Origin of the sequence: Streptomyces sp. NPDC006368 (genome assembly GCF_040612535.1) — a bacterium.
In the GTDB taxonomy this organism is placed as follows: domain Bacteria; phylum Actinomycetota; class Actinomycetes; order Streptomycetales; family Streptomycetaceae; genus Streptomyces.
Genome location: NZ_JBEXQK010000012.1, coordinates 116,986 through 140,788 on the forward strand (window position 1 = coordinate 116,986; position 23,803 = coordinate 140,788).

18 protein-coding genes are annotated in these 23,803 nt (G+C 73.2%); 11 read left to right on the forward strand and 7 right to left on the reverse strand.

What is annotated here, in order from left to right:
* Positions 1 to 15: 15 nt before the first annotated feature.
* The 3 genes from ABZZ38_RS12680 to ABZZ38_RS12690 form a co-directional block, all read right to left on the reverse strand.
* Positions 16 to 1,752 (reverse strand): LCP family protein, encoded by a 1,737-nt coding sequence (locus ABZZ38_RS12680; RefSeq protein ID WP_356738648.1) that lies wholly within the window; start codon positions 1,750 to 1,752, stop codon positions 16 to 18.
* Positions 1,753 to 1,960: 208 nt separating this feature from the next.
* On the reverse strand, positions 1,961 to 3,211 hold the full coding sequence (locus tag ABZZ38_RS12685) for an LCP family protein (RefSeq protein ID WP_356738650.1): 1,251 nt from the start codon (positions 3,209 to 3,211) through the stop codon (positions 1,961 to 1,963).
* A 158-nt stretch (positions 3,212 to 3,369) separates the two neighbouring features.
* Complete coding sequence (locus ABZZ38_RS12690) at positions 3,370 to 4,122, reverse strand: TIGR03089 family protein (protein ID WP_356738652.1); 753 nt, start codon at positions 4,120 to 4,122, stop codon at positions 3,370 to 3,372.
* A 137-nt stretch (positions 4,123 to 4,259) separates the two neighbouring features.
* Here ABZZ38_RS12690 and ABZZ38_RS12695 point away from each other — a divergent pair, with 137 nt between their 5' ends.
* The 3 genes from ABZZ38_RS12695 (at position 4,260) to ABZZ38_RS12705 (ending at position 8,051) form a co-directional block, all read left to right on the forward strand.
* Complete coding sequence (locus tag ABZZ38_RS12695) at positions 4,260 to 5,774, forward strand: N-acetylmuramoyl-L-alanine amidase (RefSeq protein ID WP_356738654.1); 1,515 nt, start codon at positions 4,260 to 4,262, stop codon at positions 5,772 to 5,774.
* Between the two features lie 110 nt (positions 5,775 to 5,884).
* The gene (locus ABZZ38_RS12700) at positions 5,885 to 6,967 is read left to right on the forward strand and encodes an NDP-sugar synthase (RefSeq protein WP_356738657.1); all 1,083 of its coding nucleotides are present in this window, start codon (positions 5,885 to 5,887) and stop codon (positions 6,965 to 6,967) included.
* 58 nt (positions 6,968 to 7,025) lie between these two features.
* On the forward strand, positions 7,026 to 8,051 hold the full coding sequence (locus ABZZ38_RS12705; RefSeq protein WP_356738659.1) for a DNA-3-methyladenine glycosylase 2 family protein: 1,026 nt from the start codon (positions 7,026 to 7,028) through the stop codon (positions 8,049 to 8,051).
* A gap of 232 nt (positions 8,052 to 8,283) precedes the next feature.
* Here ABZZ38_RS12705 and ABZZ38_RS12710 read toward each other — a convergent pair whose 3' ends face one another.
* The 3 genes from ABZZ38_RS12710 to ABZZ38_RS12720 form a co-directional block, all read right to left on the reverse strand.
* A complete protein-coding gene (locus ABZZ38_RS12710; protein WP_356738661.1) occupies positions 8,284 to 9,600 on the reverse strand; it encodes a coenzyme F420-0:L-glutamate ligase in 1,317 nt (438 codons plus the stop codon).
* Positions 9,597 to 10,553: a 2-phospho-L-lactate transferase gene (gene cofD / locus ABZZ38_RS12715; RefSeq protein WP_356738663.1), complete on the reverse strand. Its 957-nt coding sequence runs from the start codon at positions 10,551 to 10,553 to the stop codon at positions 9,597 to 9,599. Before cofD ends, ABZZ38_RS12710 begins: the two co-directional genes overlap by 4 nt.
* A 66-nt stretch (positions 10,554 to 10,619) precedes the next feature.
* A complete protein-coding gene (locus tag ABZZ38_RS12720) occupies positions 10,620 to 11,123 on the reverse strand; it encodes a cysteine dioxygenase family protein (protein ID WP_356738665.1) in 504 nt (167 codons plus the stop codon).
* A 677-nt stretch (positions 11,124 to 11,800) separates the two neighbouring features.
* Here ABZZ38_RS12720 and ABZZ38_RS12725 point away from each other — a divergent pair.
* The 3 genes from ABZZ38_RS12725 to ABZZ38_RS12735 all read left to right on the forward strand — a co-directional run bounded on the left by ABZZ38_RS12725 (position 11,801) and on the right by ABZZ38_RS12735 (position 17,942).
* A complete protein-coding gene (locus ABZZ38_RS12725) occupies positions 11,801 to 12,064 on the forward strand; it encodes a WhiB family transcriptional regulator (RefSeq protein WP_023588371.1) in 264 nt (87 codons plus the stop codon).
* 605 nt (positions 12,065 to 12,669) lie between these two features.
* Positions 12,670 to 16,359: a glycosyltransferase gene (locus ABZZ38_RS12730; protein WP_356738667.1), complete on the forward strand. Its 3,690-nt coding sequence runs from the start codon at positions 12,670 to 12,672 to the stop codon at positions 16,357 to 16,359.
* Positions 16,356 to 17,942, forward strand: a complete 1,587-nt coding sequence (locus ABZZ38_RS12735) for a DUF5719 family protein (protein ID WP_356738669.1) — start codon at positions 16,356 to 16,358, stop codon at positions 17,940 to 17,942. Before ABZZ38_RS12730 ends, ABZZ38_RS12735 begins: the two co-directional genes overlap by 4 nt.
* Before the next feature lie 56 nt (positions 17,943 to 17,998).
* Here ABZZ38_RS12735 and ABZZ38_RS12740 read toward each other — a convergent pair whose 3' ends face one another.
* Complete coding sequence (locus tag ABZZ38_RS12740) at positions 17,999 to 18,406, reverse strand: metallopeptidase family protein (protein ID WP_356738671.1); 408 nt, start codon at positions 18,404 to 18,406, stop codon at positions 17,999 to 18,001.
* 243 nt (positions 18,407 to 18,649) lie between these two features.
* Between ABZZ38_RS12740 and ABZZ38_RS12745 the strand changes: the two genes are divergently transcribed.
* The 5 genes from ABZZ38_RS12745 to manA all read left to right on the forward strand — a co-directional run bounded on the left by ABZZ38_RS12745 (position 18,650) and on the right by manA (position 23,785).
* Positions 18,650 to 19,084 carry a DUF3499 domain-containing protein gene (locus ABZZ38_RS12745; protein ID WP_356738673.1) on the forward strand — a complete coding sequence of 145 codons (435 nt, stop codon included), beginning with the start codon at positions 18,650 to 18,652 and terminating at the stop codon, positions 19,082 to 19,084.
* A 156-nt stretch (positions 19,085 to 19,240) separates the two neighbouring features.
* The gene (locus ABZZ38_RS12750; RefSeq protein ID WP_356738675.1) at positions 19,241 to 20,605 is read left to right on the forward strand and encodes a phosphomannomutase/phosphoglucomutase; all 1,365 of its coding nucleotides are present in this window, start codon (positions 19,241 to 19,243) and stop codon (positions 20,603 to 20,605) included.
* 446 nt (positions 20,606 to 21,051) lie between these two features.
* On the forward strand, positions 21,052 to 21,234 hold the full coding sequence (locus tag ABZZ38_RS12755) for a Trm112 family protein (RefSeq protein ID WP_356738677.1): 183 nt from the start codon (positions 21,052 to 21,054) through the stop codon (positions 21,232 to 21,234).
* A gap of 179 nt (positions 21,235 to 21,413) precedes the next feature.
* Entirely contained in the window at positions 21,414 to 22,550 is a 1,137-nt protein-coding gene (locus ABZZ38_RS12760; RefSeq protein WP_356738679.1) for an SIS domain-containing protein, read from the forward strand.
* 71 nt (positions 22,551 to 22,621) lie between these two features.
* On the forward strand, positions 22,622 to 23,785 hold the full coding sequence (manA, locus tag ABZZ38_RS12765; RefSeq protein ID WP_356738680.1) for a mannose-6-phosphate isomerase, class I: 1,164 nt from the start codon (positions 22,622 to 22,624) through the stop codon (positions 23,783 to 23,785).
* Positions 23,786 to 23,803 lie beyond the last annotated feature (18 nt).

Consider the following 23,803-nt stretch of genomic DNA (forward strand, 5'->3'; position numbering starts at 1 on the left):
TCGCTCAGGTCCGCGTCATTTCGCACAGACCCGCTTGTCCGCCTCTACCTTCTGCACACCGTCCGGCGCCTTCGCCGGACCGGTGATGGGGATCCCCGCACCCTTGAAGTCGCCGCCCAGGGTCAGCACCATCGCCTGGAGCCCCTCGGCGTCCTTCGTCCCCTGCTTCAGTGCCGCGGCGGGAAGACCCATCAGGTCCGCGAGCTTACGGGCCTGGTCAGCCTGGTTCGGAGCGAACTCCAGCGTCGTCTTCTCGATCACCTGCGGGGCGTTGCTCTTGTTGGTCGACTTGTACACGCCCTGCTGGTTCTGCAGCCAGTCGAGGGTCCTCTGCGCCGCCCCCGTCTTCCCACTGCCGTTGTACACGTCCACGCGTACGTCACCGGCGTTCGCCCGCGGGCCCTTCAGCAGGGCCGCCTGAGCGGTCTTGGCTTCCTTCTCCTTCTTCTTCACCTCGGTGAGCGAGATGTCGTTCTGCATCATCGAGAAGAGCGGCTGCGCCTTTTCCTCATTGACGACGACCGTCGCCTTGACCTGCTCGGCCGGATTGTCGATCACGGGGAGGGTCGTGAAGGTGATGTTCTTCGGGTTCACCTTCGCCAGTTCCGTACCGAGGTCGCGGAGCTTGTTGATGCTTCCTATCCCCGTGTCGACGGTGAGCGCCTTGGTCGCCGCCTCCGCCAGGTCCAGCATCTTCGAGGGGCTGGTGAGCGTGTCGCTCGACTTCATCTTCCGGATCATCGAGCTCAGGAACTGCTGCTGTGTCTGGATGCGGTCCAGGTCGCTCTCGTTGCCGAAGGCGTGCCGGGTGCGTACGAAGGCCAGGGCGTCCTCGCCCTCGATGATGTGCGTGCCCTTGGACAGCTTCAGCTTCGATCGCTTGTCGTCGACGTCCTTGGCCACACAGACCTCGACGCCGCCGATCGCGGTCGTGAGCGTCTTCACCGCGTTGAAGTCGGCCATCATGAAGTGGTCGACGGTCAGGCCGGTGATCTCCTTGACGGTGCGCATGGTGCAGCCCGGGTCGCGCTCGTTCTGCCCGAGGCTGGTGTTGAACCGGACGTTGCGCTGGCCCGGGATGACCTTCTTGCCCTCGGGCGTGTTCGTCTCGCAGTCGGGGATGTCGGTCATCAGGTCGCGCGGGATGGACAGCGCGGTGGCGTTCGTCCGGTCCTTGGAGACGTGGAAGAGGATGGTCGTGTCCGCGTGGCCGGGGCTGTTCTTGTCGCCGTAGCCCTCGTTGCCGTCACCGGTGCGTTTGTCGGTGCCGATGACCAGGATGTTGATCGCCTGGTCCTTCTTGAAGCCGCCGCTGCCGGCGCCCGCCACGTCGACCGTGCTGATGTTTCCGTTGAGGTGCTCGTAATAGGCGTACGCGGCCACGCCGGTGCCCACGACCACGAAAGCCGTCACGCCGCCGGTCCACGTCAGGGCCTTCTTGCGGGCCTTCTGCGGCTTGCGCTTGCGGCGGCCGGCCGAGCCCGCGGGCGTACCGGCGCCCGCTCCACCGGGGACGCCCGGACCGTCGGCGGTACGGCGCCTGCGCTGGCCGGGGACGTCGGCGGTCCTGCCTCCGGACCGGGTTTTGGAGTTCGCCGCGGTGGAGCGCCGGCCGGTGGGGGTGCCGGCCGATGAGGACGATTGCCCAGCGGAACGGTCCAGTCGCAGTTCGTAATTACCGGTCTGCGGGTTGAGCACCCACTGGTCGGCGGGGTCGATATCGTCCGCCCGTCCACGGCTGTGCGCGTCCACGGTTGCTTGAGTCCTCCGTCGGTGCCACGCGAGGCGCCTCCCCCGTCAGGCGCTCGGGTATTTCCATCCTTGAGTGCGCGACCTCGCGGCCGGGAGCACCGGATCGCGTCACACTATCCGCCCAGTTCAGCGTGGGGCGACGTCCGTGACAAATTCCACGGCTCTTACAAGGGGGCAATCTGCCCAATCGTCATAGACCGTCGCCGGTTCATCCCCCGCTTTTGCCCTGTTTCTTGCTCGCCCTTTGCACACAGGCGCCGACGGCCGCGTTCGTGCCCGCGAACGTGGGCGTCGCGGACGGCGACGACGTGTCCCCGTCGGGCTCTCCGCGGCTCGGCCTCCTGTCCGCCGGCACCACGATGACCGGCGCGTCGTCGCGCAGCCGCTTGAAAAGACTGTTCGCCTTGGGTTGGACGAGCTGGTCGCGGTTGGGGTCCCCGGTGTACGGCTGCCGCGGCACCGTAAGGAATTGCACCTTTTCAGTGGGTACGCTCCGCATGGCGCGTGCCAGGTCGTACAGATCCCTGAGGGAGTCGAGCCCCGGATCGGTGGTGATCGACTTGGTCGCGGCGTCGAGGACCGGGTAGAGCCGCGCCGGATTGAGCAGGACGCCATTGCTCTGCACCTTGTTCACGAGCGCGCCGAGGAACTGCTGCTGGCGGTCCATGCGTTCGGTGTCGCTGCCGTTGCCGAGCGTCTTGCGGGCGCGTACGTACCCGAGGGCCTGCTCCCCGCGGAGCGTCTGGGCGCCCGCCTTCAGCCTCACGCGCGCGTCCGGGTCGTTGATCGGCTCGCGGACGCAGACCCGTACGCCGCCGACCGCGTCCACCATGTCCTTGAAGCCTCGGAAGTCGATCACCATGTGGTGGTCGACGCGGATCCGGGTCAGCCTCTCGACGGTACGGACGGTGCAGGCGGTCCCGCCGAGCTGGAACGCCCAGTTGAACTGGGTGAACTGCGGCCGGGTGCGGGTGCCGTCACGCTTGCGGCAGCTCGGGACGGTCACCATCAGGTCGCGGGGCAGCGAAACCGCCGTCGCCCCCCGCCCGTTGGCGGCGAGGTGCAGGAGGATCGTGGTGTCGGACCGCTGGCCGTCGCCGTCGGGCCCGTACTTGGCGTTGCCCTTCCCGGCGCGGGTGTCCGACCCGATCAGCAGGATGTTGCGCGCCCCGCGCACGAGGGACGAGGGCCGCTCCCGCTCGTACCGCTCCAGCTCGGCGGCGGCCGTGGTGTCGGTGGTGATGTTGGCGTCCAGCTTCTTGTACACCCACCACCCGCCGCCGGCCGCCACCAGGACGACCACGGAGGACCCGAGCGCTCCCCATCGCAACCACCGCCGCGCCCGCCCGCCGTCCGCCGGCCCGTCGCCCGGCAGCCTTCCCGGGCCACCGGCGGCGCGCGACGGCTCCGACCCGGCTCCGGGGGCCGGGTCGGGGGGCCTGCCAGCGCTGTCCGTCACGTCGTAGTCCGTCCGTCGTGCCGTTGGGGTCGGCCGGTCACCGGGAGGGAGCGGCCGAGCCGGGCGTTCGGGGCTGTGTGCCGATCATCCAACGGAGTCGGCGCGGGCACCCCCGGAGACCGGGCACAGCGTGCGCCGGACGGGTGATCTTCAGTGGTTCACCGCACGCGATCGGTGATCCGCTCGCTCTCGATCCGCTTCTCCAGCGCCTCGGCCGGCAGCTGGTCGAGGTTCCGGCACAGCACGACCGACGCGCCCGCCGCGAGCGGCGCGTACAGCCCGGCGCACACGCCCTCCCAGGTGTCGTACCCGAGCCCGGACAGCAGCCGGGAACCGGCGCGGAGCCCCAGCCGCTCCGCGTCCGCGCGCGCCCGCTCGACGAGCTCCGCGCCGGTCAGCTCCGTACCGGCGACGGCGAGCGCGGGCGCGTCCGGGTCCACCGGGACCCAGGGCCGGAAGACGTCGCCCTGCGTCGGGACCTCGACCGCGTAGTCGTCGTATCCGTCCGGCGCCGTCGGGAAACGGCGGCCCAGCGGGGCGAGGGACAGCGCGAGCCGCTCACCCGGGCAGGCGCGCCCGTCGTCGAGCCGGTCGGGCCCCGCGACGACGTGGTCGGCCGCGGCCGGGTCACCGTTCAGGTCGGCGACGACACCCACCGACGAACAGGCGAGCAGCCAGACCGCCGTCTGCCAGTGCGCGGGCAGCAGCAGGGCGACCCGCTCGCCGGGCTCGGCGGCCAGGCCGTCCTGGAGGAGGTTCGATGTCTTGGCCACCCAATTGGCGAAGGTGGCCACGGACAATTCGACGCGCTCACCGGTGGCGTCGTCGTAGTACGTGACCAAGGGGCGCGACGGGTCCGCGGCGAACACGGATCGCAGCAGGTCGGCGGGGGTACGGTCGCTGGCGTTCACCCGCGCTAGGGTACGCGCGCCCGGCGCCCGGATGCGGCCGTACCGGTGACGCCGTCCACCGTACGGACCGATGGGCCGTCAGTTCGCGGCGCGATTCCCGGGAAGCGCATTCCGCCCGGGATGCCCAGGATCACCTCATGCGTGCCTTCCTTGCTTCCTCGATCGGCGTCGCATGCGCCGCCGCCCTCGTACTGCCGCTGTCCGGCGACGCGTTCGCCGACGACACGTCACTCCCCGGCTCCACCCAGTCCCTGCGCCTGGGGCCCCTGCCTCCGCCCGAACGGGCCTCCGACGCGGCGCAGCAAGGGCTGCTGGAGCGGGACGTGAGACCGTTCTCACTGCTCGGCGTCGTCTGGGACGACCCCGACGACGAACTGCACGGCACCGTCCAGGTCCGTACCCGGGCCACCGGCACGGGCGCCTGGTCCGGGTGGCAGTCCGTCGAGACCCACAACCACGCACACGCGGCCGACCCCGGCAGCCCCGAACGCGAGTCGGGCACGGTGCGCGGCTCCACCGCCCCCCTGTGGGTGGGCGACTCGGACGGCGTCGAGGTGCGCGTACGGTCCGAGGCGCCGCGCGCGGGAGCCTCCGCCGCGCCGCTGCCGCGGGGCATGCGCATCGAACTCGTCGACCCGGGCGACGACCCGCCCGGCCAGACCGACACGGGTCAGGCCGGTACGGGCCAGACGGGTACGGGCCAGACGGGCACGGGCCAGGCCCCGCAAACCCCGGCGGCCCCGGGCACGGCCCCCGTCCCCGGCACCGACACCACCCCCGTCCCCGGGACCGACACGCCCCCCGTCCCCGGGACCGACACGCCCCCCGCCCCCGGGAGCGACACAGGGACCGACACACCCCCCGGCACCGGAACGACGACCGGCACCGACACCCAACAGGACCCGGTCGCCGGCGCGGCGCTCACCGTCGAGGAGGCCGCCAGCTCCGCCGTCAACGCGGACCTCGCCCCCCTCGGCGCCTTCGAAATCCCCGAGCTCTCCAAGGAGGAGACCGAGGCGACCATCGAGTCCGAACTGGCGAAGCCTTACATCGGCCCCCGCCCCCGCATCGTCACCCGCAAGGGCTGGGGCGCCGACGAGAAGCTGCGCGAACGTGACTTCGTCTACACCAAGTCCGTCCAGGCGGCGTTCGTCCACCACAGCGCCACCGGCAACAACTACACCTGCAAGCAGGCCCCCTCCGTCCTGCGCAGTATTTACCGCTACCACGTCCAGAGCAGCGGTTGGCGTGACATCGGCTACAACTTCGCCGTCGACAAGTGCGGAAACATCTACGAAGGCCGGGCAGGAGGCGTGGCCAAGCCGGTGATGGGCGCGCACACCCTGGGCTTCAACTCCAACAGCATGGGCATCGCGGTGCTCGGCACGTACAGTGCCAGCACGCCACCCGCGGCCTCGGTCACGGCCATCGCCCGGCTCACGGCATGGAAGCTGGGCCTGTACGGGAAGGACCCGCGGGGCAAGGCCACCCTGACGTCCGGCGGCGGCAACCGCTACGCGAAGGGCACGAAGGTCACGCTCAACGTCATCTCCGGACACCGGGACGGTTTCTCGACCGACTGCCCCGGCGCCCGTCTCTACGGCAAGCTCGGCACGGCCCGCACGGCGTCGGCCAAGTACCAGGGACGGTGACGACCGGGGACGGCCGGACCCAAGGGTCTGCATACACTGTCCGGTCGTATCGGTCATATGACCGGTGTATCCGTCCATCGACCGGCCCCAGCAGGAAGCAGAGACGACTGGTGACAGAAGCGATCCTCCTGGTCGGTGGCAAAGGGACACGGCTGCGGCCGATGACGGTCCACACGCCGAAGCCGATGGTCCCGGCGGCAGGCGTGCCGTTCCTCACGCACCAACTGGCCCGCGCGCGGGCGGCGGGTGTCGAGCACATCCTGCTCGCCACCTCCTACCTGGCCGAGGTGTTCGAGCCGTACTTCGGCGACGGCTCCTCGCTCGGCCTGCACATCGAGTACGTCACCGAGAAGGAGCCGCTCGGCACGGGCGGAGCCATTCGCAACGTCGCCTCCCGGCTCCGCTCCGGCCCCGACGAACCCGTCCTCATCTTCAACGGGGACATCCTGACCGGCCTGGACATCCGGGCGCTGGTGGACACCCACCGGTCGTCCGGCGCGGACGTCTCCCTCCACCTCACCCGGGTCGAGGACCCGCGCGCCTTCGGGCTCGTGCCGACCGACCCCACCGGACGCGTCACCGCCTTCCTGGAGAAGCCGCAGACGCCGGAGGAGATCGTCACCGACCAGATCAACGCGGGCGCGTACGTCTTCCGCCGGTCCGTCATCGACACGATTCCGGCGGGGCGGCCCGTCTCGGTCGAACGGGAGACGTTCCCCGACCTGCTGGCGACCGGAGCCCACCTGCAGGGCATGGTCGACTCGACGTACTGGCTGGACCTGGGGACCCCCCAGGCGTTCGTACGCGGCTCCGCCGACCTGGTCCTGGGCCGCGCGCCGTCCCCGGCGGTGCCCGGCCGGTGCGGCGACCGCCTGGTACTGCCGACCGCGACGGTCGCCCAGGACGCCAAGCTGGCGGGCGGCACCGTCATCGGCGCCGGCGCGACGGTCGCCGAGGGCGCCCGGATCAACGGCAGCGTCGTGCTGGACGGCGCGATCGTGGAGGCCGGCGCGGTCATCAACGACTCGCTGATCGGCGAGGGCGCCCGGGTGGGCGCGCGGACGGTGCTGCACGGCGCGGTGATCGGCGACGGAGCGTGCGTCGGCGCGGACAACGAACTGCGCGACGGGGTCCGGGTGTGGTGCGGGGCACAGCTGCCGGACGGGGCGGTGCGCTTCTCGTCGGACCAGTAGGGGCGCGTCGGGGGCTACCCTCCACGTAGAGCCCCCGACCCCCCCCGAGGACGTCCCCGTGGCAGGCCGCTACGCCCCGCGCCGCCCGACCCGCACCACCCTGCGAGCCGGTGACGTCGTCCTGCCCGCGCAGGCCTCACCGGCGTCGCCGGCCCGGACGTCGAGCCCCCGGACGTCGAGCCCCCGGACCCGTACGTGGACCCCGCCATGGCCGCTGGACCTGGGGCTCGCCCTGGGCCCGCTGCGGCGCGGCCCGGGCGACCCCACGTTCCGTACGACGCCCGACGGCTCGATCTGGCGGGCCAGCCGCACACCGGTGGGCCCTGGCACCCTGCGGGTCGCCGCGCGCGGGGGAGCGATCGAGGCGGAGGCGTGGGGGCCGGGCGCGGAGTGGTTGCTCGACCGCCTCCCCGCGCTCCTCGGCGCCGACGACGACCCGGACGCCTTCACCCCGCACCACCGCATCCTGACCGCCGCGCTCCGCAGCCGCCCCGGCCTGCGCCTGACCCGGACCGGCCTCGTCATGGAGTCGCTGATCCCGTCGATCCTGGAGCAGAAGGTCACGACGGATGAGGCGTACGGCTCCTGGCGGGTCCTCGTGCGCCGGTTCGGCGAGCCCGCACCGGGCCCGAACGACCGCCTGTACGTCATGCCGGAGCCCCGCACCTGGGCGTTGATCCCGTCCTGGGAGTGGCACCGCGCGAACGTCGACTCCAAGCGCTCCGCCACGATCCTGCGCGCCGTCCGTGTGGCCCGCCGCCTGGAGGAGGCGGCGGAGATGGAACCGGCGCGGGCGCAGCAGCGCCTGGAACTCATCCCGGGCATCGGCCCCTGGACCTCCGCCGAAACGGTCCAGCGCAGCAACGGCGCCCCCGACGCGGTCACGGTCGGCGACTACCACCTCCCGGGCATCGTCGGCCACGCCCTGGCCGGCCGCCGGGACGCCGACGACACGGAGATGCTGGACCTCCTCACCCCGTACGCGGGCCAGCGCCACCGCGCCACCCGCCTGATCCTCCTGAGCGGCCACACCCCACCCCGCCGCGCCCCCAGGATGACCCCCCGCGACATCACCCGTCTCTGACCCGGCGCCCGGCCGCCCGGGGGCCTGCCAGCGGCGGCCCGGTCCGGTCCGGTCCGCGAGCATGCCGTTGGGGCCGCTCGCACGAGGAGGCGGTGCCGCCACGCGGCGCGAAGCCGCCGCGCCGGGGGTGTGGGGGCGTCAGCCCCCACGAACACCCCTGGGGCCCGGGGGCGCAGCCCCCGGTTTCGGGAAACGGCGGGGTGGGGGAAAACGCACCCCCCCGCCCCCACCCTCACCGCACCTCGATGAACCCCCCGACCTCCCGCTCCGCCCGCTCACGCGGCGCCCCCGCCGCATGCCCCACCGCCACCGCGCCCATCGGGTCCCACGACGCCGGCAGCTCCAGCACCTCCCGCACCACGTCCCGGCAGAACATCGTCGAGGACACCCACGCCGACCCCAGCCGCTCACCCGCCAGCGCGACCAGGAAGTTCTGCACGCCCGCCCCCGCGGCGACCACGAACATCTCGCGCTCCGCCGCGTCGCGCCGCGCGTCGCCGTAGGCGTGGGCGCCGTCCGTCACCAGGCACGGCACGACCAGGTACGGCGCGCGGCGCAGCACATCGCCCCGCCGCACCCGCCGGGCGACGGCGGCCTCGTCGAGGCCGTCCCGCCGCAGGTCCGCGACCCACGCGTCCCGCATCGCGTCGAGCAGCCGCAGCCGCGCCCCGGCCGACTCCAGCAGGACGAAGCGCCACGGCGTGGTGTGGTGCGGCGCGGGCGCCGTCAGCGCCGCCGCGACCGCCCGCCGCACCGCGCCCGGGTCCACCGGCTCGTCGGTGAACTCCCGCACCGTGCGCCGCAGGGTGACCGCCGCCCTGATCGCCTCGGACGTACCGAGACGGAACATGTCACCTTCCGCGTCCCGGATGAGCGCCCGGGCGCCCTGGTTGCCCTCGTCGGCGACGACCAGGTGCGTCAGCCCGCGTACGACGGCGACGGGCAACCCCGCCGCCTTGCCCTTGACGAGGTCACCGGCCGCGGCCAGCTCGTCCGCGCCGGCGACGACGGTCGCGACGAGCGGATTGCCGTACGTGTCGGTGCCGCCGCGCAGGTCGTCCAGCACGCGCACGCCCGCCGCGCCGATCGCCACGTCCGTGACCCCGCTGCGCCAGGGCCGCCCGAAGGTGTCGGTGATGACGACACCCACGTCCACGCCCAGCTCGTCGCGCAGGCCCGCCCGGATGGCCCGCGCGGACGCGTCCGGGTCCTCGGGGAGCAGCAGCACGGTCCCGGCCGGGGTGTTGGACGCGTCGACGCCCGCCGCGGCCATGATGAGTCCCTGCCGGTTCTCGACGATCCGCAGCGGCCCGCGCCGCGCCACCACCCGCACCGTCTCGGCGTCGATGGCCGCTTCCCGGTCCTCGGCGGCGACGATCCGCCCCTCCGCCTTGCTGACGATCTTCGAGGTGACGATCAGCACGTCCCCGTCGGCCAGGCCCGGTTCACCGCCGGCGACCGCCGCGGCGATCAGCTTGGCGAGGTCGTCGCCCGGCTCGACCTCGGGCAGTCCGGGCAGGGCCCACACCCGGTACGACGGCGACGTCATCCCCGTACCTCCTCCGCGAGGGCCAGCGCCTCGCGCGCCATCCGCGCCGTCGCCCCGACGTCCGTCATCATCAGCGGCACCGCCCTGCACCGGATACCGGCCGCCTCGACCGCCTCGACCGCGCCCGCGTCCACCGTGTCGACGAGCCAGCCGTCCAGCAGCCCCGAGCCGTAGTGCTGCGCGACGGCCGCGGCGGTGGACTCGACGCCGACCGCGGCGAGCACCTTGTCGGCCATGCCGCGCACGGGCGCGTCACCGACGATGGGGGAGAGGCCGACCACCGGCACACCCGCGTCGGCGATGGCCTCGCGGATGCCGGGCACGGCGAGGATGGTGCCGATGGACACCACCGGGTTGGACGGCGGGAAGAGCACCACGTCCGCCTCGCCGATGGCCTCCAGCACACCGGGCGCCGGCTTGGCCTGCTCGGCGCCGACCGGCACGATCGCCTGCGCCTCCACGGAGGCGCGCAGCCTCACCCAGTACTCCTGGAAGTGCACGGCCCTGCGCTCGCCCTCGACCTCGACGGCGACGTGCGTCTCGACGCGGTCGTCCGACATCGGCAGCAGCCGCACGCCCGGCTTCCAGCGGGCGCACAGCGCCTCGGTGACGGCGCTCAGCGGATAGCCGGCGCCGAGCATCTGCGTACGGACGATGTGCGTGGCGAAGTCGCGGTCGCCGAGCCCGAACCACTCGGGCCCCACTCCGTACGCCGCGAGCTCGCTCTTGACCTGGAATGTCTCGTCGGCACGCCCCCAGCCCTGCTCTTCGTTGATGCCACCGCCCAGGGTGTACATCACCGTGTCGAGGTCGGGGCAGACCTTCAGCCCGAACAGATGGATGTCGTCACCGGTGTTGCCGATGACCGTGATGTCCGCGTCGGGCGCGGCCTGCTTGAGGCCGCGCAGGAAACGGGCACCGCCGATGCCGCCGGCCAGAACCACAATGCGCATGCGGACAGTCTGTCAGCCCAAGGCGAGTCCTTCGCGGGGTGGTGGGCGGGGCGACGGTACGGCCTGTCAGACGGCTACGACATCCCGGGCGTCCGGGGCGGAGCAGGTACGGGTGTGCATCGGCATGTCGGTCAGGCCCGGGTGGTACACGTGCAGGCTGACGGCCGGTTCGAGCGAGTCGTTGACGACGTCGTGCGCGTATCCGGGCGCGAAGACGCGCTGCGCGCCCTGCGCCAGCCTCCGTACGTCCCTTTCCGTACGCTCCGTCAGCTCGCCCTGAAGGACGGTGAGTACGCCGGACGAGGCGCCGTGGTCGTGGAGACCGGTGCCCTGGCCGGGCACCCAGGACAGCAGCCACACCTCGTAACCGGGACCGGTGCGCAGCCGGTGGTACCAGCGGGTGGTGGCGTCGTACCGGACGAGCGGCGCCCACTGCGCGCGGTCGGCGGCGAGGGAGCGGGCGAGCCCGGCGAATTCGGCCACGGTCGTCGGGTGGGCCTTCGCGGGCTGGAGGAGGTGCTGGACGGCGAGGATGTCGCCGGCGATCTGGAGGTCGCTGTCGCTGTTCATGGTGCGGGGTGGTTCCTCGACAGAAGGGAGCGGAGCTGAAGCGGTGCGCGAACAGGAGCGCGGGAAACGCGAAAACGCGAGGGGAGAGCGCTGCGGGGAAGGCTGGAGCCCTACGGCATCAACAGCTGGAACAGCGACAGCGAGCCTGGACAGCGCTGCGGAACCCACGGACGTGGGTCGCGGAGGGCGCTGTGGTCGCTGGCATGACTCCAAGGTGACCGCCCCCATATCCCGCTGTCAACCCAATGCCCGATTTGGCTCCAATGTTTCACCTCATCCGGTTACTCCGTCAGGAGAAAGGTTTGTGCTGAGGAGAGTGCGGACACATGGCGCAGCAACCGCCCGCGCAAACGTCCTCGCGGCCTCGTGACCTGACTGTGATCCAAGTCGCTTCATCGCCTCGACCGCAACAGGATCGGGGCCGCGGACGTCCTCCCTTGCGGAGGTGCCCAGGCGTGCCGAAAGGGAGGGTGCGGGTGCGGCGGCGGCATGTGTCTCAATTTTACTTATTTGAACACTTTCCGCATGGCTTTGGTTCCGCAGAGTGAATACCGGGCTCAATAGCAGATCTCGGCTTGACTGGCTCGGAGCACCGCACTTGTAATTTCACTCGTGTCGTTCGCCCGAAATGGGAAAGGCGACATGCACGGGGACGCGATGACAGACGAGGGGCGCACATGACCGAGTTGTTCCAGGAACTGCTGGTCGAGGACGCGGACGAGGAACTCGGCTGGCAGGAGCGCGCGTTGTGCGCCCAGACCGATCCCGAGTCCTTCTTCCCCGAGAAGGGCGGTTCCACGCGCGAAGCCAAGAAGGTCTGCCTCGCGTGCGAAGTGCGTTCGGAGTGTCTCGAATACGCGCTCGCCAACGACGAGAGATTCGGTATCTGGGGCGGTCTGTCCGAGCGCGAGCGCCGCCGCCTGAAGAAGGCCGCGGTCTGAGCACCGCCCGCAGCGAGGGGCGCCGCCGGATCGCCGGCTGCCCCCGGACCCTGAGGGTCTCCTGGTTCCTGAAGCCCCCGAACGCCGCGGGTCTCCAGGTTCCTGAAGACCTCCAGGACCCGCAGCCCTCCGGAAGCACCCGCGGAGGCTCCGCACACCCGCGCAACAGCCCGCGCGCACCCGGCTCGTACGCGACCCGGGCCCGTGACCATTTGCGGGCCGCGCGCAACCGGCTCGTGCCTGACCCGGCCCGTGACCACCCCGTCCCCATGACCCGGTTCCGTGGCGAGCTGTGGACACGGCGCCGTCCGGGCCGGCCTGGACGGCCCGGTCCCCGCGCACTCCCCGCCCCCCGTGACACCCGGAATCCGGGCGACCGGGTCATCCCTGGGACGCCTCCAGCCGCCGGCCTGCCCGCGCGCCCGCACCCCCACCCGCCCGGCCGAACGGCAAACGGCACACACACGTACGTAAGGAACCGTCCGCCGTCCGTGCTCTGTCCACAGGCGGCGGACCGCCGTCGTGCCAGCCATTAGTGTGGGGCTCCGTCCGAGACGCTCCCACGCCCCCCGCGGGCGACCCCCGGCCGGAGGGCCCGTACCTCGATGTCCGCCACCACAGCCGCGTTTTCCCCCGCTTCCCCCACGCACCAGCCTGAGTTCCCGCGACACGTCGTCACGGCCGTGCTCGTCTCCCACGACGGCGCGCGCTGGCTGCCGGACGTGCTCACCGGGCTGCTCGGCCAGGAGCGTCCCGTACAGAACGTCATCGCCGCCGACACCGGCAGCTCCGACGACTCCGCGCGGCTGGTCACCGAGGTGATCGGCGACGAGCGGGTACTGCACCTCGCCCGCCGTACCGGCTTCGGCACCGCCGTCCAGGAGGCCGCCCGCACGGCGCCCGTCCTCGGCCCCGAGGACCTGCCGTACCTGAAGCGGCCCAGCGGCTGGGACCCGGTCAGCAGGACCTGGCGCGATGACGCCTACGACCTGCCGGAGCTCCCGCACGGCGAGCCCGTCCAGTGGCTCTGGCTGCTCCACGACGACTCCGCGCCCGACGCCGACGCCCTCGCCGAACTGCTGCGCGTCGCGGACGGCGACGAGCACGCCGCGATCGTCGGCCCCAAGCTGCGCGGCTGGTACGACCGCAAGCAGCTGCTCGAAGTGGGCGTCTCGATCGCCAACAGCGGTCGCCGCTGGACCGGCCTCGACCGGCGCGAGCAGGACCAGGGCCAGCACGACCAGGTCCGCTCCGTGCTCTCCGTCTCCAGCGCCGGAATGCTCATCCGCCGCGACGTCTTCGAACAGCTCGGCGGCTTCGACCGGCGCCTGCCCCTGATGCGCGACGACGTCGACCTGTGCTGGCGCGCCCACGCCGCCGGCCACCGCGTCCTCGTCGCCCCGGACGCCGTCCTGCGCCACGCCGAGGCGTCGGCGCGGGAGCGGCGCACCGTCGACTGCGTCGGCCGCTCCGTGGCCAGCCCCCACCGCGTCGACAAGGCGGGCGCCGTCTACACGCTGCTCGGCAACGCGCGCGGCATCGCGTTCCCGTACGTCCTGCTCCGCCTGGTCGTCGGTACCCTCCTGCGCACCCTCGCCTACCTCGTCGGCAAGGCGCCCGGCCAGGCCGTGGACGAAGTCATGGGCCTGTTCGGGACGTTGCTGCGGCCTGAGCGGATCATCGCCGCCCGGCGCAGGCGCAGCCGGCGGACCGTCGAACCGGCCGAGCTGCGCCCGCTGTTCCCGCCACCCGGCGCGACCGTCCGCGCCACCATCGAACAGGTCGCCTCCAACTTCGCCGGATCGGACGCCGATTCGGGCGGTTCACGCCACGGCGCCGTCGAGTCCGGACCGGGCGGGGACGACGCCGACTACCTGGAGATCGAGCAGTTCGCCCGGCTGAAGAAGATCGCCCGCAAACCGGGCCCGGTCCTCTTCGCGCTGCTGCTGATCGCGTCCGTGGTGGCCTGCCGCGGCCTGTTCGGCGGTGGCTCCCTGGCGGGCGGCGCGCTGCTCCCCGCCCCCGACGGAGCCGGGGAGCTGTGGAGCCGGTACGCCGACGCCTGGCACCCTCTCGGCACCGGCGGCACCCAGAGCGCGCCCCCGTACCTCGCGCTCCTCGCCGCCCTGTCCGCGCTGTTCCTCGGCTCCACCGGACTCGCGCTCGCCGTGCTGCTGGTCTGCTCCGTGCCGCTGGCCGGAGTCACCGCGTACTTCGCCTCACGGCCGCTGGTCGAGTCCCGGCTGCTGCGCGCCTGGGGCGCCGTCGCCTACGCGTTCCTGCCCGCCGCGACCGGCGCCCTGGCGACCGGCCGGCTCGGCACGGCCGTCCTCGCGATCCTGCTGCCACTGATCGCCCGTGCCGGGGTCGCCGCCCACGGGCTGCAGGGCGGGGGAGCCGTCGCGGCGCGCGGCAGCTGGCGCGCCACCTGGGCGTACGCCTTCCTGCTCACGTTCGCGACGGCGTTCACGCCGGTCGTGTGGCCGCTCGCCGTCGTCCTCGGGATCGTGGCCCTCGGGCTGCGGCGCGACGACATCGTCGCGTACGGGCTGCGCTTCCTCGCCGCCGTGTCCACGCCGCTGCTGATCCTCGCGCCCTGGTCGCTGTCGCTGCTGACCGACCCGGCCGCCTTCTTCGACGAGGCCGGCGTCGACCTCGGTACGGGGACGGCGACCGCGCTCGACCTGCTGGGCGCCAGCCCGGGCGGGCCGAAGACCGTCGGCGGGCTCGTCCTGATCGGCCTGGTCCTGGCGGCGCTGGCGGCCCTGCTGCGCGGCGAGCGGCAGTTCGCGGTCCGTACCGCCTGGGTGGTGGCGCTCATCGGCCTGATCGGGGCGGTCGTCTCCAACGGCTCCGCGTGGGCCGGCCCGGCCACCCTCGTGTACGGCATCGCGCTGCTCGCGGCCGGCATGCTCGGCGCGGAGGGCGGCCGTACCCGCGTCGCCGCGCGGAACTTCGGCTGGCGCCAGCCCGTCGCCGTACTCATCGCGCTCGCCGCCGCCGTCGGGCCGCTCGTCTCCGCCGCCGGGTGGGTGATCGGCGGCGCGGCCGGGCCTCTGGAGCGGCGCGACCCGGTGCAGGTCCCGGCGTTCGTCGCCGAGGAGAGCGACACACGCGACCAGCCGCGCACCCTGGTCCTCGGCGGTACGTCACCGGCCGAGGTGTCGTACACCCTGGTGCGGGGCTCGGGCGGCCGTCTCGGTGACGCCGAGCTCACGGCGGCGGGCGGCGGTGACGCGCGCCTCGACAAGGTCGTCGCCCACCTCGTCGCCGGCTCCGGCGCCGACCAGTCCGACCAGCTGAGCGGCTTCGCCATCCGGTACGTCCTGGTCCGGGACGGGGCGCCGCGCCGGATGAGCCGTGTCCTGGACGCCACGCCCGGGCTCAGCCGGCTCAGCCAGCTGGACGGCAGCGCGCTGTGGCGGGTCGACCGGCAGGTCGCGCGGGCCACGATCGTGCCGGGCGGCGACGGCAAGGGCGAGCGGCTCCCGGTCGCCGCCGGGCCGGTCGAGGCGCACACGACGATCCCGTCGGGCGGCTCCGGCCGCGTGCTGCGGATCGCGGACCGCGCGGACGCCGGCTGGCAGGCCACCCTGAACGGCAAGCCCCTGAAGACGACGACCGTCGACGGCTGGGCGCAGGGCTTCGAGCTTCCCGCCGAGGGCGGGCGCCTGGACCTGACGTACGAGGACTCCCTCGCCCACACCGCGTGGGTCTGGGCGCAGTGCTTCCTCGCCGTGGTGCTCCTGGTGCTGGCCCTGCCGGGGCGGCGCCGGGACGTCGACGACGACCTGCCGGAGGAGGCCGTCGCGATCCCCGCGCAGGACATCACCGGCGACGGGCGACGGGCGCGCAGGCTGCGGGCGGCAGCGGCAGCGGAGGCGGAGGCGGCCGAGGCCGAGGAGGGCGTGGAAGGCGCGGCGGCCGAGGCCGCGGCACCGGACCCGGCGCCCGCCCCCGTACCGGACGCCGACCCGTACGCCCACGCCCAGCAGCAGCCCTACGAACAACCGTATGAGCAGCAGCAGTACCCGACGGATCCGTACCAGCAGCAGTACGGCCAGTACGACCCGTACGGCCAGCACCAGCAGTACCCGCCCGAGCAGTACCCGCAGCAGTACGACCAGTACGACCAGTACCCGCAGGGGCAGCAGCCGCAGCCGCAGCAGCCGCAGGGGCAGCAGTACGAGCAGTACTCGCCGGAGCAGTACCCGCAGCAGCAGTACCCGCAGGAGCAGTACGACCCGTACGGCTACGAGACCCAGCAGCGTCCCGACGGGAGCAGCAACCAGTGAACCGGACGACCCTCTCCCTCTTGGCGGTCGCCACCGCCCTCGCCGCCGTGACCGGCTTCGCCGTGCTGACCGAGCCGGACGGGACCGGCGCGGCGGCCCCGGCGGCGAAGACCGCCACGCGGCTGCCGGTGGAGCGCTCCAGCCTGCTGTGCCCCGCGCCGAGCACCTCCGAGGTGGCGGAGACCGTGTACACGTCGTTCACGCCGGCCGGCACCGGCGGTGAGGCCGGTCAGGCGGAGCTGAAGCCGTCCGTCGCGACGGCGAACGACGACACGACGGCCGACCCGAAGAAGGAGCCCGGCCCCGCCGAGAAGCCGGCCGGCTCGGATGGGACGGACGCGGATCAGGCCGACACGGACAAGGCGCCCGTGAAGGCCGCCGACAAGGCCGTGGTCACCCTGTCCCAGCCCGGCAAGCCGGTCTCCGCCGAGGCGAACGGCGGCGACGCGCCCGCCCTGATCGGCACCGCCTCCGGCCGCCTCGCCCCCGGCTGGACCACCCAGCAGACGACCATGGTGGTGGCGGGCGGCGCGCGCGGCCTGCTCGGCGTGGGCTGCACGGCGCCGGACACCGACTTCTGGTTCCCGGGCGCCTCCACCGCCAAGGGGCGCCAGGACTACGTCCACCTGACGAACCCGGACGACTCGGCCGTCGTCGCGGACGTCGAGCTGTACGGGCCGAACGGCGCCCTGAAGTCCCAGCTCACCGAGGGCGTCCCGGTCCCGGCCCGGTCCAGCGTCCCGGTGCTGCTGTCCACCCTGACGAGCGACGCCGCCGCCGCCGACGTCACCGTCCACGTCACCACCCGCAGCGGGCGGGTCGGCGCGGTGCTCCGCGCGGCGGACGACGGGTTCGGCAGTGACTGGCTTCCGGCCTCCGCCGACCCGGCCGGCACGCAGGTGCTGCCCGGCATCCCGGCGGACGCCACGTCGGTGCGTCTGGTGGCGTACGCGCCGGGCGAGGACGACGCCGACGTGAAAATCCAGCTGGCGAGCCAGACCGGCACGATCGTCCCGGCCGCGGCGCGGGAGCTGCACGTCAAGTCGGGCATGACCGCCTCCCTCGACCTCAAGGACGTCACGCGCGGCGAGGCCGGGTCGCTGATCCTGTCGCCCGCGCGGCGCGGGAAGGCGACCCCGGTGGTCGCCGCCCTGCGCGTCGTACGCGGCACGGGCGCCAAGCAGGAGATCGCGTTCATCCCCGCGACGGGGCCGGTCGGGCAGCGCGCGACCGTCGCGGACAACCGGGACAAGGGCACGACGCTGTCCCTCACCGCGCCCGGCGCGACGGCCGAGGTCAAGGTCACGGCGTCGGCGGGCACTGAGGCGGGCGCGCCGACCAGCAAGACGTACACCGTCAAGGGCGGCACGACGCAGGCGGTGACCCCGCCGCTGCCGTCGGGGCTGAAGGGCTCGTACGCGCTGACGGTCGAGACGGTCTCGGGCGGCCCGGTGCACGCGGCGCGAACGCTGGCGGTGCCGGACGACGGCATCCCGATGTTCACGGTGCAGACGCTGGCGGACGACCGGGGGACGGTGGAGGTCCCGACGGCACGGCAGGACCTGTCCGTACTGGAGGACTAGCCCGAGCGGGTACGGCCCGGCACGGGCGCCGCGCCCCCGGTGCCGTGCCCGTGCGTCTAGTCCTGCCCGTACCGCGGGTCGACCGACTCGGGAGCCAGCCCGAGGAGGTCGGCGACCTGCTCCACCACGACCTCGTGGACGAGCAGGGCGCGCTCGTCGCGGCTCTTGGCGCGCAGTTCGACCGGCCTCCGGTAGATGACGATCCGGGCGGGCCGGTCGCGCCCCGCGGGCAGCGACGTGCCGAGGGGTACGGATTCCTCCGGGGACGCCGGTACCTCCAGGACGTGGAAGTCGACCTCGGCGAGCTGCGGCCAGCGCCGCTCCAGCCGTTCCACCGAGTCCTGCACCAGATCGCGGAACGTGTCCGCGCGGGTGGCGGAGAGCGGTACCTGCGGCGGGGCCACGGGCCCGCGCATGCCACGGCCGTGGCGGTCGCGGCGGCGGGGCGGTACGGAACTGTCCATCACTCACGCAGGGTAGCTCTCCGGTCCCCCATGTCGCTTATTGAACATTCCAGCCAAGATTGGGTTCGATTCGGCAGGCCTGGTCGACCAGGCGGGCGGTCGGGAATGACCGGATTCGTTCCGGCTCGCGTCGGGTGCCGTGACGGCACGTACGGCCGGAATCCCTCCTCCCGCGCAGGTCAGGGGAGTTGCTCAGGAAGGCGCTGTGCCGGACGTCACACCGCGACACGGGCGAGTGACCTGGTGGAGAGTCGTCGCGGCCCGCTCAAGAGTGCGGTACCGTCCAACGTCGTGAGCCCTGTACGTCGCTGTTCGCGCACCGCGTGCGGCCGCCCTGCCGTCGCGACACTGACGTACGTCTATGCCGACTCGACTGCGGTCCTCGGCCCGCTCGCCACCTACGCCGAGCCCCACTGCTACGACCTGTGCGCCGAGCACAGCGAGCGCCTGACCGCGCCGCGCGGCTGGGAGGTCGTCCGGCTCTCGGACGGTTCCGCCCCGGCCCGCCCCAGCGGTGACGACCTCGAAGCCCTCGCCAACGCCGTACGGGAAGCGGCCCGCCCCCCGGAACGGGAGCGGGCGGCACAGGCCGGCGGCAAGGGCGGCGGCCGGAGCGGCGACCCCGTCGAGGTCGGGCGCCGCGGCCACCTGCGGGTGCTGCGCTCCCCCGACTCCTGACGCCTGGTCCCGTGGTCTCCTGAGTCCTGAGTCCTGAGTCCTGAGTCCTGACTCCTGAGTCACTTCCGGTCCCGCCGGCTCCCGGCTCCTGATTCCGCCCCCGCGCCCTCCAGGTACTTTGTCTACTCACCGAAGGCATGCAGGAGGGTTGGGGCAGTGACTGCTGATCTGTCGCAGATCGTGAAGGCGTACGACGTCCGCGGAGTGGTGCCGGATCAGTGGGACGAGGGGCTGGCCGAACTCTTCGGCGCGGCGTTCGTACGCGTCACGGACGCCGCGGCGATCGTCGTCGGACACGACATGCGCCCCTCCTCGCCCGGCCTGTCGGCCGCCTTCGCCCGGGGCGCCACCTCCCAGGGCGCGGACGTCACGCTGATCGGCCTGTGCTCCACGGACCAGCTGTACTTCGCGTCGGGCCTGCTCGGCCTCCCGGGCGCGATGTTCACGGCCTCCCACAACCCCGCCCAGTACAACGGCATCAAGCTGTGCCGGGCCGGTGCGGCGCCGGTCGGCCAGGACACGGGCCTGACGGAGATCCGCGAGATGGTGGAGAACCGGCTGGACGGCGAACCCCTCGCCCCCGCCGACCGGACCGGCCGGATCACCGAGCGGGACACGCTGGTGGACTACGCGACGCACCTGAAGTCCCTGGTGGACCTGGCCGCGATCCGCCCGCTGAAGGTCGTGGTGGACGCGGGCAACGGCATGGGCGGCCACACGGTCCCCACCGTCTTCGAGGGGCTGCCCCTCACCCTCGTACCGATGTACTTCGAGCTGGACGGCACGTTCCCCAACCACGAGGCCAACCCGCTCGACCCGGCGAACCTGGTGGACCTGCAGCGGCGCGTACGCGAGGAGGGCGCCGACCTCGGCCTGGCCTTCGACGGCGACGCCGACCGCTGCTTCGTCGTCGACGAGCGCGGCGAGCCGGTGTCCCCCTCGGCGATCACGGCCCTGGTGGCGGCGCGCGAGCTCGCCAAGCACCCGGGCGGCACGGTCATCCACAACCTGATCACCTCCTGGTCCGTCCCCGAGGTCGTCCGCGAGAACGGCGGCACGCCGGTGCGCACACGCGTCGGCCACTCCTTCATCAAGGAGCAGATGGCCCGCACCGGCGCCATCTTCGGCGGCGAGCACTCCGCGCACTACTACTTCCGCGACTTCTGGAACGCGGACACCGGCATGCTGGCCGCGCTCCACGTCCTGGCCGCCCTGGGGGGCCAGGAGTCGCCGCTGTCGGAGCTGGTCGCCTCGTACGACCGCTACACCGGCTCCGGCGAGATCAACTCCACCGTCGCGGACCAGGCCGGGCGTACGCGGGCGGTGCGCGAGGCGTTCGGGTCGCGGGACGACGTCACCGTCGACGACCTCGACGGCCTCACGGTCGCGTCAGCCGACTGGTGGTTCAACCTCCGCCCCTCGAACACGGAACCGCTGCTCCGCCTGAACGTCGAGGCCCGCGACGAACCGACCATGGCCAAGCTCCGCGACGAGGTCCTCGCCCTGGTCCGCTCCTCCTGACCTCTCCGGGTGATCTCTCCAGGTGATCCATCCATGACGGCTCGGGGCACCGGGCCTCGCCCGTGGGGTCCGGTGCCCCTGGGCTCCGTGGCCCGTGGGCTCCGTGGCTCCGGTGCCCACGTCGGGTCCGCGGCTCCGGGTTTTCGGCCCAGGGCCGGCTTACGGGCGTGCGGCGGGCCGGGGGCATGTACGGTCACGTCATGGCACCCCCAACCGGCACCCGGAACCGGTACCCCCAACCGGTACCCGGTGTCGGGGGAGTACCCCGGTCGCGGGACGGGGCGGGGGTACTCGTGGGGAGGCGGGGTAGGCGGCACCGCACGCCGCCCGGTCGGCCCCACGTCGCCCGCCTCTCCGGAGGTAGGCTGACGTGGCGTTATCGGCACCACCAGCCATCGGCACCATCACAACCGCCCGCGATCACCACGCTCGAAGGGATCACCCCCATGCCGCTCGAAGCCGGCCTCCTCGAGATCCTCGCCTGCCCCGCCTGCCGTGCCCCGCTCAGCGACGACACGACAGCCGAGACGCCCGAGCTGATCTGCACCGGCAAGGACTGCGGCCTGGCGTACCCCGTACGGGACGGCATCCCGGTCCTGCTCGTCGACGAGGCCCGCCGCCCCGCCTGACGGGGACCCGGGCAGCGTCCCACGGCCCCGCCTCACGGCCCGTCCACGGCCCGGCACGAGAGCCACGGCCCCACAGCCACGGCCCCCGGCCACCGCCCGACCGGCACGGTCCGACCGGCACCGTCCCACGCCGCCCGCCCAGCACCACCCACCCGCACGGCGATCGGAGGCCCCACCCCATGCTCGACGAGTCGCTGCTCGACGACCCGGAAGCCCTGGCCCGAGCCGACCGCCGCGGCCTCCTCCGCGGGGCCGCCGAAGCCGGGGCGCGCGTGCGCACCGCCGCCCGCCACGCCGCCGAAGCCGGCGTCACCGACCTGGAACCCGAGGGCCGCCCCCGCGCCGTCCTCGTCGCGGGCCCCGGCACCGCCTCCACCGGCGTCGCCGATCTGGTGGGCTCCCTCGCCGGCGCCTCCGCGCCCGTCGTCCACCTGCACTCCACGGGCGTGGCGCCCGCCGCGGGCGCGCTGCGCTGGGCACTCCCCGGCTGGTGCGGCTCCGTTGACCTCCTCCTCATCGCCACCACCGACGGCTCCGAAGCCGGCCTGGCGGTCCTCGCCGAGCAGGCGTACCGCCGCGGCGTCACCGTCGTCGCCGTCGCCCCGCAGCGCTCACCGCTCTCCGAGGCCGTCGACGGCCGCCACGGCCTCGTCGTCCCGATGGCCACGGCGCCCCACGACCTGTACGACGAGGAGGGCCAGGCGGCGAGCCCCGGCACGCTGTGGGCGCTGTTCACCCCGCTCCTCGTGCTTCTCGACCGCGTCGGCCTCATCACCGCCCCCGCCGACACCCTCCAGAAGGTCGCCGACCGCCTCGACGACATCGCGGAACGGTGCGGCCCGGCCGTCGCGACGTACAGCAACCCCGCCAAGACGCTCGCCTCCGAGCTCGCCGACACGATGCCGCTCGTCTGGACGGAGGGCACGGCCGCCGCACCGGTCGGCCGTCGGTTCGCGGCCGTACTCGCCGAGCTGGCCGGCCGCCCGGCCCTCGCCGGCGAGCTCCCCGAGGCCCTCCCCGCGCACGGCGTCCTCCTCGCGGGTGACCTCGCGGGCGGCGCCGACCCGGACGACTTCTTCCGCGACCGCGTCGAGGAGGCACAGGCCCTGCGCGCGCGGGTGGTGCTCCTGCGCGACCGCCCGGCGGGCGGCCTGACCGCAGCCCCCGCCGCCCGCGAACTCGCCCTCAGCCACGACACGGCCATCAGCGAGCTCGAACCGCAAGAGGGCACCGAGCTGGAGGCCCTCGCCGAACTGCTCGCGGTGACGGACTTCGCGGCCGTCTACCTGGCTCTGGCAACGGGCGCCGACGCCTGACCCACCCCGGGCCCGGCCGCTCCCCGGAGCACCGGGGCCCGCACCCCCCACCCACCAGAAAAGCGAACGAAATGGACCGCCTCTCCAACACCGTCCGCCCCTACGCCTGGGGCTCCACGACGGCCATCCCGCACCTGCTCGGCACCGCCCCCACCGGCGAGCCCCAGGCCGAGATGTGGATGGGCGCCCACCCGGGCGCGCCCTCCCGCGTCACCCGTGCCGGCACCGAACAGCCCCTCTCCGCGCTCATCGAGGCCGACCCGGGCAGGGAACTCGGCCGGGCCGCCGTCGCGAAGTTCGGCCCCCGTCTCCCCTTCCTCCTCAAGCTCCTCGCGGCCGGCGCGCCCCTCTCCCTCCAGGTCCACCCCAACCTCGCCCAGGCGCAGGAGGGTTACGCCGCCGAAGAACGCGCCTCCATCCCCATCGACGCGCCGCACCGCAATTACAAGGACGCCAACCACAAGCCCGAACTCATCTGCGCCCTCACCCCCTTCGAGGGCTTCTGCGGCTTCCGCGCGCCCGACCGGACCGCCGAGCTGCTCGCCGCGCTCGACATCGACTCCCTCAAGCCGTACGTCGACCTCCTCCACGCCCACCCGGAGGACGCCGCGCTGCGTGAGGTCCTGACGGCCGTCCTGTCCGCCGACCGCGCCGACATGGCGGCCACCGTCACCGAAGCCGCGACTGCCTGCGAGCGCCTCGGCGGCGCCCACGCCCCGTACGCGGTCCTCGCGCACCACTTCCCCGGCGACCCGGGCGTCCTCGCCGCCATGCTGCTCAACCACGTCCGGCTCCAGCCCGGCGAGGCGCTCCACCTCGGCGCCGGCGTCCCGCACGCGTACCTCGAAGGCCTCGGCGTGGAGATCATGGCCAACTCCGACAACGTCCTGCGCTGCGGCCTGACCCCCAAGCACGTCGACGTCCCGGAACTCCTGCGTGTCGTGCGCTTCGAGGCGACCGACCCCGGCATCCTGCGCCCCGAGGCATCCCCCTCCGGCGAAGAGGTCTACGAGACGCCGATCGACGAGTTCCGACTCTCCCGCTACGTACGGCCCGAAGGCGCCGCACCGGTCGACATCACGGCCCACACCCCCCAGATCGTCCTCGCGACCGCGGGCACCCCGCGCACGAACGACATCCCCCTCGGGCCCGGGCAATCCGTCTTCATTCCCGCGGGCGAAAAGGCAGAACTGTCCGGTACGGGCACGGTCTTCCGCGCCACAGTGGTGGCCTGACGCACCGCCCGTCTCCAC

What these genes read in the sequence shown, in the direction of transcription:
- ABZZ38_RS12725 (WP_023588371.1), top strand. Translation starts at nt 11,801, where the DNA reads ATGACCGAGTTGTTCCAGGAACTGCTGGTCGAGGACGCGGACGAGGAA.
- ABZZ38_RS12740 (WP_356738671.1), bottom strand. Translation starts at nt 18,406, where the DNA reads ATGGACAGTTCCGTACCGCCCCGCCGCCGCGACCGCCACGGCCGTGGC.
- ABZZ38_RS12720 (WP_356738665.1), bottom strand. Translation starts at nt 11,123, where the DNA reads ATGAACAGCGACAGCGACCTCCAGATCGCCGGCGACATCCTCGCCGTC.
- manA (WP_356738680.1), top strand. Translation starts at nt 22,622, where the DNA reads ATGGACCGCCTCTCCAACACCGTCCGCCCCTACGCCTGGGGCTCCACG.
- ABZZ38_RS12755 (WP_356738677.1), top strand. Translation starts at nt 21,052, where the DNA reads ATGCCGCTCGAAGCCGGCCTCCTCGAGATCCTCGCCTGCCCCGCCTGC.
- ABZZ38_RS12710 (WP_356738661.1), bottom strand. Translation starts at nt 9,600, where the DNA reads ATGACGTCGCCGTCGTACCGGGTGTGGGCCCTGCCCGGACTGCCCGAG.
- ABZZ38_RS12730 (WP_356738667.1), top strand. Translation starts at nt 12,670, where the DNA reads ATGTCCGCCACCACAGCCGCGTTTTCCCCCGCTTCCCCCACGCACCAG.
- ABZZ38_RS12760 (WP_356738679.1), top strand. Translation starts at nt 21,414, where the DNA reads ATGCTCGACGAGTCGCTGCTCGACGACCCGGAAGCCCTGGCCCGAGCC.
- ABZZ38_RS12695 (WP_356738654.1), top strand. Translation starts at nt 4,260, where the DNA reads ATGCGTGCCTTCCTTGCTTCCTCGATCGGCGTCGCATGCGCCGCCGCC.
- cofD (WP_356738663.1), bottom strand. Translation starts at nt 10,553, where the DNA reads ATGCGCATTGTGGTTCTGGCCGGCGGCATCGGCGGTGCCCGTTTCCTG.